The sequence below is a fragment of the Azospira sp. MPR-E4 genome (assembly GCF_058809645.1).
Genome location: NZ_JBXAST010000083.1, coordinates 1 through 9,753 on the forward strand (window position 1 = coordinate 1; position 9,753 = coordinate 9,753).

A 9,753-nucleotide genomic window follows, 5' to 3' on the forward strand; every position below is an offset into this window, starting at 1 on the left:
CCCCCGGTATTCGGCGTCGTCCTGGCCGGGGGCCTGGGCCGCCGCATGGGCGGGGCCGACAAGGGCCTGCTGCCCTGGCGCGGCCGGCCCCTGGCCCAGGGCATCGCCGCCCGCCTGGCGCCCCAGGTGGAGGCCGTGGCCATCAACGCCAACCGCAATGCGGAGGCCTACGCCGCCTTCGGCTACCCCCTGCTGCCCGACCTGCTGCCGGACTACCCCGGCCCCCTGGGCGGCTTCCACGCCGCCCTCAGCGCCAGTCCCCAGCCCCTGGTGATGCTGGTGCCCTGCGATTCCCCGGACTTCCCTGCAGACCTGGTGGCGCGCCTCCGCCACGCCCTGCTCGAGGCCGACGCCGAGGTGGCCGTGGCCCGGACCGGGGAGCGGCGCCACTCCGTCTTCTGCCTCTGCCGCCGGGAGCTGGCGGCGGACCTGGCGGCCTGGGTGGCCGAGGGCCGCCACAAGGTGGGGGAATGGCAGGACAGCCGCCGCCTGGTGCTGGTGGATTTCCCCCATCCCGAGGATTTCCGCAATTGCAATATCCGAGAAGATTTATTGGGTTAAGACGCTTTATTGACAAAAAGGGTTGAATTTTCCTGGTCTCCCGTTACCATCCCGTTGCAGCGCCCCCCGTCGGGGGATGCCCCCACGAGGTCGGAAAAACGGCCGTCGGACCCGAAAAAACAAGAATCGCCCCAAGAACACCGCTTCGTTTTGAGTAAATCCCTAATGACCTCGGCCACCCTCTCCTGCCTGCGCCCCCTGCTGGACGTCAATCAAGCCTGGTCGGCCCTGGAACTGGGGCCCCGGGGCATCGGCCTGGCCGCCAGCAGCCAGCTTTTCGCCCACGGCCAGAACCAGCCCCAGCCCTCGCCCCTGCCCTGGCTGGTGCCCTTGAGCGGTACGGACCTCAACCACAGCGGCCTGGCCCGCCAGCTGCCGCCGCAACAGGTCTCCCTGCTGCTGCCGGCGGAGGTCTGGCTCGATGCGGCCGGCGCCGCCCGCTGCCAGGAACTGGCCAAACAGGGTTACCGCCTGGGGGCCGACGTGGATTCGGCCCCGGCCCTGGAACAATGCGCCGAGGCCGGCGCCCAGCTGCTGCGCCTGGATGCGGCCACGGCCCGGGAGAATGTCTCCCCGGTGCTGCTCAACCGGCTCAAGGAAAAGGGCCTGACCCTGGTGGCCGACGGCGTCAGCAGCCACGACCTCTTCGTCTGGTGCGGCGCCCGGGGCTTTACCCTGATGAGCGGCGAATTCGTGCCCCAGCCGGAGGAATGCCCCACCTCCCCGGCGGACCCGACCAAGCTGCGCCTGCTCAAGCTGCTCTCCCTCATCGTCCAGGACGCGGACACCCGGGAGATCGAGGAAATGATCAAGCAGGAGCCCAAGCTCTCCTACAACCTGCTGCGCCTGGTCAATTCCGTTTCCGTCGGCGCCACCACCAAGATCACCAGCTTCGCCCAGGCCATCACCCTGCTCGGCCGGCGTCAGCTGCAGCGCTGGCTGCAACTGCTGATCTACGCCAACCAGTTCAACGCCGGCAGCCAGCCCAATCCCCTGATGCCCCAGGCCGCCCTGCGCGGCCGCCTGGTGGAACTGATCGCCCTGGCCGCCCATCCGGAGGCGGCGGAGGACACGGACTTCCACGACTGCGCCTACATGGCCGGAGCCTTCTCCCTGCTCGACGTGCTGCTGCACCTGCCCATGGACAGCGTGCTGGCGGCCCTGCCTCTGGCCGACGAGGTGGCCGAGGCCGTGGGCCGCCACCAGGGCCCCCTGGGCGACGCCCTGTCCCTGGTGGAAAGTCTGGAACGGGGCCTGCCGGCGCCGGATACGGCCCTCCTGGAAAAGCTGCGCCTGCGCGGCGACGCCTTGGGCCAGCTGCAGGTGGACGCCCTGGCCTGGGTCAGCCACATCGACGTGGCCTGAGGCAGGCGGCAGAACCATGGCTCCCGACCAGGGCAACTCCTTCCTTCCCCATCTGGGTGGCGGCGCCACCGATTTCGAGCTGGCTGGCCAGCTGTGCTACGCCCTGCTGCTGCGGGAAGGCGAGATTCCCGTGGCCCAGCTGGAGGCGATGTGCCGCAGCGCCATGGCCAGCCCGGAAGGCACGCTGTACCTGGCCAACGGGGATGGCACCCTGGAACTGCCCGCCAGCGCCGGCCCCTGGCAGGCCCTGCTTGAAGAAGCCCGCCGCTCGGGCACCGTGGCCACCCGGCCCGACGCCCTGGCCTGTCCCCTCACCTTCCGCGACATGCTGCTGGGGCTCCTCGCCGTGGGCGGCAAATCCGAGGGCTACAGCGCCCTGGAACACCGCCGTTTCGGCGACCTGGCCGCCCTCCTGGCCGGTGCCCTGCATGCCCGCCAGGCCTTCAATCTGCGCCAGGAAGACCTGGCCCGCATGGAAGCCAAGGTGGAGGAGCAGAGCCAGATCCTCGACCACATCCACGACTCGGTCATCACCATGGACCTGTCCGGCTACATCATGGGCTGGAACAAGGGGGCCGAGCGCCTGTTCGGCTACACCGCCGCCGAGGCCGTGGGCCGGCACATCCTCTTCCTCTATGCCGACGACGGCAGCGAGACCCTGGAGGAGGAGGACGACCTCTTCTACAACGCCTTCCTCGACCACGGCCGCCGGGAATTCGAGGTGCGCCGGCGCAAGAAGTCGGGCGAGGTGTTCTGGGCCAGCGTCTCCCTTTCCCTGTCGCGCAACGAGGCCGGCGAACCGGCGGGCCTCATCGGCTACCTGGTGGACATCACCAACCAGCTGGAGCGGGAAGAGAAGCTGCGCCTGCACGCCAAGATTTTCGAGCACAACAGCGAGGCGGTGATCGTCACCGACGCCATGCAGCGGGTGCTGTCGGTGAACAAGGCCTTCTGCGACATCACCGGCTTCAGCGAGGCCGAAGTGCGCATGAGCCTGCCGGCCCTGCTGCAGCCGACCCGGGACGACCCCAACCTGGCGGCGGAAATCCAGGTGGCCCTGGCCTCCTCCGGCGCCTGGCAGGGCGAGCTGTGGGACCGGCGCAAGAACGGCGACACCTATCCGGTATGGGTCTCCATCAGCTCGGTGAAAAACACCCGGGGCATCCTCAGCCACTACTTCCTGGTCTTCTCCGACATTTCCGAGCGCAAGGAGGCGGAACGGCAGATCTACCGCCTGGCCTACTACGACGCCCTCACCGGCCTGCCCAACCGTTCCCTGCTGTTTTCCCTGCTGGAACAGGCCCTCATCGAGGCCCAGCGCAACCAGACCCACGGTGCCGTGCTGTTCGTGGACCTGGACCGTTTCAAGACCATCAACGATTCCTTCGGCCACGCCCCCGCCGACGCCCTGCTCAAGGAAGTGGCGCGGCGCCTGCAGGAGACCCTGCGGGCCGAGGACGTGGTGGCGCGCCTGGGCGGCGACGAATTCATCGTCGCCCTGTTCGACATCACCAAGCGGGAACACGCCGCCCTGGTGGGGCAGAAAATCCTCGATGCCCTGGCCGAGCCTTTCCAGATCGAACACCACGAGGTGCTGCTCACCGCCAGCATCGGCATCGCCGTCTTCCCCGACGACGGCCGCGACGCGGAAACCCTGCTGCGCAACGCCGACACCGCCATGTACCGGGTCAAGCAGACCAGCGGCGGCCCCCTCTTCTATTCCCAGGAAATGAACCTGCGCTCCCTGGAGCGCCTGAAGCTGGAAGGGGCCCTGCGCAAGGCGGTGGAGCGCCAGGAATTCCGCCTCTACTACCAGCCCCAGGTGGAGCTGGCCACGGGCCGCATCGTCGGCGCCGAGGCCCTGATCCGCTGGCACCATCCGGAACAGGGCATGATCCCGCCCACCGCCTTCATTCCCCTGGCGGAGGAGACGGGCCTCATCGTCAGCATCGGCGCCTGGGTCCTGGACGCGGCCTGCCGCCAGGGCCGCCTGTGGCGCGAGGCCGGCTACGAGGACCTGACCATCGCCGTGAACCTGTCGCCGCGCCAGTTCCGCCCCGGCCTCTCCCAGCTGGTGAACGAAACCCTGGAACGGCACGCCTTCCCCGGCGAGAACCTGGAGCTGGAAATCACCGAGGGCATGCTCATGCACAACTCGGAGGCGGTGATCCAGATGCTGGAGGACTTCCACCAGGCCGGCGTGCGCCTGGCCCTGGACGACTTCGGCACCGGCTATTCCAGCCTGGCCTACCTGAAGAAATTCCCCATCGACAACCTGAAGATCGACCGGTCCTTCGTCAGCGGCATCCCCCACGACGGCGACGACTCGGCCATCGCCAAGGCCATCATCAGCATGGCCAAGAACCTGCGCCTGCTGGTCATCGCCGAAGGGGTGGAGACGGAGGAGCAGCTCGACTTCCTGCGGGCCGCCGGCTGCGACGAAATCCAGGGCTACCTGTTCAGCCCGCCGGTGCCGGTGGAGGATTTCCAGCTGCTGCTGGAACGCAACAACGGTTGACGCAAAAACGCCGGGCACTGCCCGGCGTTCTTCTTTGCGGCTGAGACTGTTGCCTCAGGCGGCGTCGGCCTGGTCGTCCGTCTCCGGGTCGCCCAGGGACAGCAGCACCTTGTCCACCCGGTTCTTGTCCATGTCCACCACCTCGAAGCGCCAGCCGGCCAGGTGGAAATGGTCGGCTTCCACCGGCACCCGGCCCAGCTGGTGCATGACCAGGCCGCCCAGGGTGTGGAAGGCGTTCTCCTCTTCCCCCGGCAGCTCTTCCTTGACCTCCAGCACCGACTTCAGGCGCTCGATGGAAAGGCCGCCGTCCATCAGGTAGGAACCGTCCTCCCGCTCCACCACGTCCTGCTCGCCGTCGTCGTCCTGGCTCGGCATGTCGCCGACGATGGCGGCCAGCACGTCGTTGAGGGTGACCAGGCCCTGCACCTCGCCGTATTCGTCGATGACCAGGGCGAACTGGGCCCGGTTGCGGCGCAGGGATTCCAGCAGGTGGGTGGTGGTGACGCTCTCCGGCACATAGACCGGCGGCCGCAGGGCCTTGCGCACGTTGAAGGGGGCGTTCTCCAGCACCGGTTTGAGCAGGTCGCCCCGCTGCAGGATGCCCAGCACCCGGTCCAGGCCGTCCTGGCAGACCACCACCCGGGCGTAGGGGCACTCGGCCACCTGGCGCCGCACCTCGGCCTCGGATTCGGCCAGGTCCACCAGGTACATGTCCTTGCGCGGCGTCATGATGGCCGCCACCCGCTGCTCGTCCAGGCGCAGCACGTTGGAGACGATCTCCTGTTCGCTCTCATGGAAGACGCCGGCCTCGGCGCCCTGGCCCATGAGCACCTTGATCTCGTCGTCGGTCACCGGCGGCTCATCGCTGCGGCGGGCGCCGAAGAGGCGCAGGATGGCGCCGCTGGAAGCGGAGAAGAGCCATACCAGGGGCGCCGTCAGGCGCGACAGCCAGCCCATGGGCCGGGCCACCAGGGAGGCGATGCCCTCGGGGCCGAGCAGGGCCAGTTGCTTGGGCACCAGTTCGCCCACCACCACCGACATGTAGGTGAGCAGGACCACGGTCAGGGAGAGGGCGATGACCCGGGCCGATTCGCCCAGCAGGGGAAACTGGGACAGCCATTGGGTCAGGGGATCGGCCAGGGCCGCCTCGCCGACGGCGCCGCTGAGGATGCCGATGGAGGTGATGCCGACCTGGATGGTGGAGAGGAAACGGGAAGGTTCGCTATGCAGTTTCAGCGCCGCGGCGGCGCCCTGGCTGCCGTCCTCCGCCATCCGCTGCAGGCGGGCTTTGCGCGAGGACACCACGGCAATTTCGGACATGGCGAAAATGCCGTTCAAAACAATCAACAACAGGATGATGCCTAGATCCATACAGGGCCGCGACCACCGTTTCCGGAGCGGCTCGGGGGTGAAGAAGGCGTGAAGATAGCATTTTTCCCGCCTTTCCCGCTATCTTGCCCGCCCGATCGACGCCGAAGCCCGTGGATAAAGGGGTTGCGGGGGAGTCACACCTTGGCCGCAGAGGACACAGAGAGCACAGAGGGTTTCTTTCTTCGTTGCCGGCGCCTAGCTAGGCCTCCGGTTCCCTTCGACAACAGCCCGGGTTACCGCCTTTTCTCTGTGCCCTCTGTTGCCAAGCCTTTCCCGCCTCAAACCCCCAGATACTTGAGATGGCTACCGCAGCCTGCCTGGCAATCGGTGCTGCCGAAGCCCGGGATCAGCACTTCTCCCGGCATGTTGCGGTTGATCTGGCATTCGGGCTCGTCGAAGAGGCGGGTGCCCACCACCTGCACGCCGGGGGCGGTGAGCAGGTAGTCGATGTGCCAGTGCAGCAGCTTGTGGGGCGAGAGATGGCGGGCCAGGCGGGCCGCCATGTTGCGCCGGGCCGAGCCCGTGTAGACGTAGCGGCCGGCCGAGAAGGAACAGGGGCCGAGGCGCCCCACCGTCACGGTGACGGGCTGCGCCACCTGGATCAGCAGCTGGTAGGTGGGGGGCTCCGCCTGATCGACGGTCTCGACCATTTCAGCCATGGGCGCCGACGAAGGGATTGAAGCGCCGTTCCTGGCCGAAGGTGGACATGGGGCCGTGGCCGGGAATGAACTCCACCTCGTCTCCCAGGGGGAACAGCACTTCCCGGATGGAGCGGATCAGGGTGTCGTAGTCGCCCTTGGGGAAATCGGTGCGGCCGATGGAGCCGGCGAAGAGCACGTCGCCCACCAGGGCCAGCTTGCCCGGGCGGTGGAAGAAGACCACGTGGCCCGGGGTGTGGCCGGGGCAGTGCAGCACCTCCAGGGTCTGGCGCCCCACCTGCACGCTGTCGCCGCCCTGGAGCCAGCGGTCCGGGGTGAAGCTGCGCACGTCGGGGAAGCCGAACATTTTGGATTGCTGGGGCATGCCGTCGATCCAGAACCGGTCGTCCACATGGGGCCCTTCCACCGGAATGGCCAGCTGGGCCGCCAGTTCGGCGACGCCGCCGGCATGGTCGATGTGGCCGTGGGTCACCAGGATCTTTTCCAGGGTGACGCCGTGCTTCTCGGCCACGGCCAGGATGCGGGGCAGGTCGCCCCCCGGGTCCACCGCGGCTCCCCGCATGGTCTCGGGGCACCACAGCAGGGTGCAGTTCTGTTCGAAGGGAGTGACGGGGACGATGGCGTAGTTCATGGCGCAAGCCTGGTTCGTTGAAGGGGCGTCAGGGGACATCAAGGGGCGACGGGCAGATCGTCGGCGCAGGGGGCGGCGACGCAGCGGGGTTCCCGCTGGGCGATGATGGCGGCCTGCAACTGTTCCAGGGCCGCCAGCAGGGCCCGCCCATGGCGGCGCAGCTGGGGGATGACGGCCTTGGCGGCCCGGGCGTCGCCGGCCTGCAGCTGGGCCGCGGCGGCCCTGGCCAGGGCATGGACCTCCCGGTGGGGAGCGTCCAGCGCCCCATAGGCGGCCAGGTCGCCGTAGTTCTGCTGGCCGCTGCCCAGGTACCAGATGCCGAAACGGCAGCGGGTGGGATCGGCCAGGTCGGCGGGCAGGCACTCCGCGTCGCCCTCCTCCAGGGCCTGGATGACGGTGTCGATCCAGCGCCGGTGCTCGACCTGGGCCGCCACCAGGGGAAAATCCTCCCGCAGCCACTGCTGGGACGCCACCTCGACCCAGCGCGGATCGGGCTCGAAGGAGGCGGCCCAGGCGGGCACCTCCGCCGCCGGCATGGGGCGGGCGATGGCATAGCCCTGGGCATGGATGCAGCCCAGGCGCAGCAGCATGACCCCGTGCTCGACGGTTTCCATGCCTTCGGCGACCACGCTGCGCTGGAAGGCGGAGGTCAGCCCCACCACACCCTCGACGATGGCCAGGGCCTCCGGGTCGTGCAGCATGTCGCGCACGAAGGACTGGTCGATTTTCAGGGTGCGGGCCGGCAGGCTCTTGAAATAGGAGAGGGAGGAATAGCCGGTGCCGAAGTCGTCCAGGGCGAAGCCCACCCCCAGGCGCTGGCAGGCGGCGATGACCAGGCTTACCTGGCCCACGTCTTCCAGGGCCGCGGTTTCCAGGATTTCCAGTTCCAGCAGCCGCGGCGGCACCGCCGGATGGCGCTCCAGGGCCCGCTGCAGGCGGGGCAGGAAGTCGGGCTGCTGCAGGTGGCGGGCGGCGATGTTGATGCTCACCGGATAGTCCCAGCCCAGGGCCTGCCAGGCTTCCAGCTGGGCCAGGGCGGTTTCCATGACCCAGTCGCCGATATCGACGATGAGGTCGGTCTCCTCCAGGTCCACCAGGAAGGCCGCCGGCGCCAGGATGCCCTGCTCCGGATGCTGCCAGCGGATGAGGGCCTCGAAGCCGACGATGAGGCCGGAACAGAGATTCACCTTGGGCTGGTAGTAGAGGCGGAACTGCTCCTGCTCCAGGGCGGCGCGGGCATTGACTATGGCTTCCCGCAGGCTGCGGGCCCGGCTGTCCTGCTCGGTGTCGAAGAGCTGGTAGCGGTTGCGGCCGGACTGCTTGGCGGCGTACATGGCCTGGTCGGCGTGGCGCACCAGGGTGTCGGCATCGGCATCATCCGTCGGATAGATGGTGACGCCGATGCTGCCGGAAACGCTGGCCGTCTGTCCCTGCAGGGCAAAGGGCGCGGCCAGGGAGAGCAGCAGCCGCTCCAGGATCTGTTCCAGTTCGGAGAGGGCGGTGAGGTCGTTGAGAAGCAGGACGAATTCGTCGCCCCCCAGGCGGGCCGCCGTGTCGCCGCCCCGCAGGGAACGTCGCAGGCGCTCGGCCACGTCCATCAGCAGGCGGTCGCCGGCCTGGTGGCCGTGGCTGTCGTTGATGGCCTTGAAGCCGTCCAGGTCCAGGTAGCACACCGCCAGCAGCTTGTTGCGGCGCTGGGCCTGGGCCATGGCCAGGTGCAGGCGGTCGCTCATCAGGGTGCGGTTGGGCAGGCCGGTGAGGGCGTCGTAATGGGCCAGGCGCTCCAGGCGGCGCTGGTTTTCCTTCTGCTGGGTGATGTCGGAAAAGACGCCGACGAAGTGGCTGATGCGCCCGCCATCGTCATGCACGGCGCTGACCGTCATCAGCACCGCCGTCACCGCCCCGGACTTGGTGCGGTTCCACATCTCGCCCTTCCAGAAGCCCCGCTCGGAGACCACCTGGAACAGCTGGCGGAAATAGGTACGGTCGTGGTGGCCGGAATTGAGCATGCGGGCCGGCTGGCCGATGGCTTCCTCCCGGGCGTAGCCGGTGAGTTCGCAGAAGGCCCGGTTCACCTCGATGATCAGGCCCTCCGGGTTGGTGATGAGGATGCCGTCGTGGCTGTTCTCGAACACACTCAGGGCCAGCCGGTGCTGCTCCTCCCCTTCCTTGCGGTCGGTGATGTCCCGCCCCTCGGCCAGCAGCTGCAGGGGCTGGCCCGGCTCGTCCTCCACCGACTTGAGGATGAAATCCACGTAGCGCAGGCGGCCGTCCCGGCGCATGTGGGTGACCTCGAAACGCTGGGCCTCGCCGCCCGCCGCCACCCGCTCGACGGCCTGGCGCAGGCGCTGCTGCACCAGGGGCTCATGCACCCACCAGGGCGTTTCCCAGAACAGCTGGCCCAGCACCTCGGCGGGCTGGCGGCCGATCAGGTCCAGGGCCGACTGGTTGGCCTCCAGCAGGCGCCCCTTGAGGTCCAGGATGCCGATGAACTCGCTGGTCTGGTTGAAGACGGCGCTCAGGCGCAGGCGGCTTTCCCTGAGCTGGGCGCGGATGGACTGGCCTTCCTGCAGCACGTAGTCCAGGTATTCGCTCTCCAGCTGGCTGACGATGTCGTGCTCCGACACCACGCCCACCACCTCCCCGGC

General features: G+C 68.4%; 7 protein-coding genes. 3 read left to right on the forward strand and 4 right to left on the reverse strand.

What is annotated here, in order from left to right; all coding sequences use genetic code 11:
• From mobA to AC1RTA_RS15855, 3 genes are all read left to right on the forward strand, one after another.
• The coding region (mobA, locus tag AC1RTA_RS15845) for a molybdenum cofactor guanylyltransferase MobA (protein WP_492785281.1) at positions 1-561 on the forward strand (561 nt) is incomplete at its 5' end.
• 165 nt (positions 562-726) lie between these two features.
• Positions 727-1,926 (forward strand): EAL and HDOD domain-containing protein, encoded by a 1,200-nt coding sequence (locus AC1RTA_RS15850; RefSeq protein ID WP_492785282.1) that lies wholly within the window; start codon positions 727-729, stop codon positions 1,924-1,926.
• Positions 1,927-1,942: 16 nt separating this feature from the next.
• Complete coding sequence (locus AC1RTA_RS15855; RefSeq protein ID WP_492785283.1) at positions 1,943-4,444, forward strand: putative bifunctional diguanylate cyclase/phosphodiesterase; 2,502 nt, start codon at positions 1,943-1,945, stop codon at positions 4,442-4,444.
• A gap of 54 nt (positions 4,445-4,498) precedes the next feature.
• On the opposite strand, the gene AC1RTA_RS15860 is transcribed toward AC1RTA_RS15855, so the two are convergent.
• From AC1RTA_RS15860 to AC1RTA_RS15875, 4 genes are all read right to left on the reverse strand, one after another.
• Entirely contained in the window at positions 4,499-5,815 is a 1,317-nt protein-coding gene (locus AC1RTA_RS15860) for a hemolysin family protein (protein ID WP_014238119.1), read from the reverse strand.
• A gap of 278 nt (positions 5,816-6,093) precedes the next feature.
• The gene (locus AC1RTA_RS15865) at positions 6,094-6,474 is read right to left on the reverse strand and encodes a GIY-YIG nuclease family protein (RefSeq protein ID WP_492785284.1); all 381 of its coding nucleotides are present in this window, start codon (positions 6,472-6,474) and stop codon (positions 6,094-6,096) included.
• A complete protein-coding gene (locus tag AC1RTA_RS15870; RefSeq protein WP_492785285.1) occupies positions 6,467-7,105 on the reverse strand; it encodes an MBL fold metallo-hydrolase in 639 nt (212 codons plus the stop codon). The genes AC1RTA_RS15865 and AC1RTA_RS15870 overlap by 8 nt, the downstream gene beginning before the upstream one ends.
• Positions 7,106-7,143: 38 nt before the next feature.
• On the reverse strand, positions 7,144-9,753 hold a 2,610-nt coding region (locus AC1RTA_RS15875), incomplete at its 5' end, for an EAL domain-containing protein (protein WP_492785286.1).

Excerpts from the sequence above, each read along its gene's own strand:
- AC1RTA_RS15865 (WP_492785284.1), bottom strand. The coding sequence starts at position 6,474 with ATGGCTGAAATGGTCGAGACCGTCGATCAGGCGGAGCCCCCCACCTAC.
- AC1RTA_RS15850 (WP_492785282.1), top strand. The coding sequence starts at position 727 with ATGACCTCGGCCACCCTCTCCTGCCTGCGCCCCCTGCTGGACGTCAAT.
- AC1RTA_RS15855 (WP_492785283.1), top strand. The coding sequence starts at position 1,943 with ATGGCTCCCGACCAGGGCAACTCCTTCCTTCCCCATCTGGGTGGCGGC.
- AC1RTA_RS15860 (WP_014238119.1), bottom strand. The coding sequence starts at position 5,815 with ATGGATCTAGGCATCATCCTGTTGTTGATTGTTTTGAACGGCATTTTC.
- AC1RTA_RS15870 (WP_492785285.1), bottom strand. The coding sequence starts at position 7,105 with ATGAACTACGCCATCGTCCCCGTCACTCCCTTCGAACAGAACTGCACC.